The organism is Streptomyces sp. SID12501 (assembly GCF_010550245.1).
Classification (GTDB): Bacteria; Actinomycetota; Actinomycetes; order Streptomycetales; family Streptomycetaceae; genus Streptomyces.
Genome location: NZ_JAAGLU010000962.1, coordinates 1 through 399, shown reverse-complemented (window position 1 = coordinate 399; position 399 = coordinate 1). Strand labels below are relative to the sequence as shown.

General features: G+C 67.9%; 1 protein-coding gene. It reads left to right on the top strand.

Annotated features, from left to right (window positions below):
• Positions 1-295, top strand: a 295-nt coding sequence (locus G3I71_RS49340) for an aldo/keto reductase (RefSeq protein ID WP_203733257.1), incomplete at its 5' end; no start/stop codon positions are given.
• Between the last annotated feature and the right edge of the window lie 104 nt (positions 296-399).

The following is a 399-nucleotide window of genomic DNA, read 5'->3' as shown; positions in this document are numbered from 1 at the left end:
CACCCAGGGCAAGTCCCTGAACCCCGAGCTGCTTTCGGACGACGTCGTCCGTCGACTGAACGGCCTGAACGAGATCGCCGCCCGACGCGGGCAGTCGCTGGCGCAGTTGGCGCTCAAGTGGGTGCTGCGCGACGACCGGATGACCTCGGCGCTGATCGGCGCTTCGAGCGTGAAGCAGCTGGAGGAGAACGTGGCCGCGTTGGCGGCGGCGCCTTTGTCGGAGCAGGAGTTGAAGGAGATCGACTCCTTCGCGGTCTCCACCCCCGGCACCAACATTTGGGCCCAGCGCGGCTGACCTGCGGCGATGTCGCACGACTGAGGTGAGGGCGCGGTGAACAAAAAACGGGCCGGTCCGTGGGGGGGATACGGACCGGCCCGGGGGGGGGCTTCCACCATAAC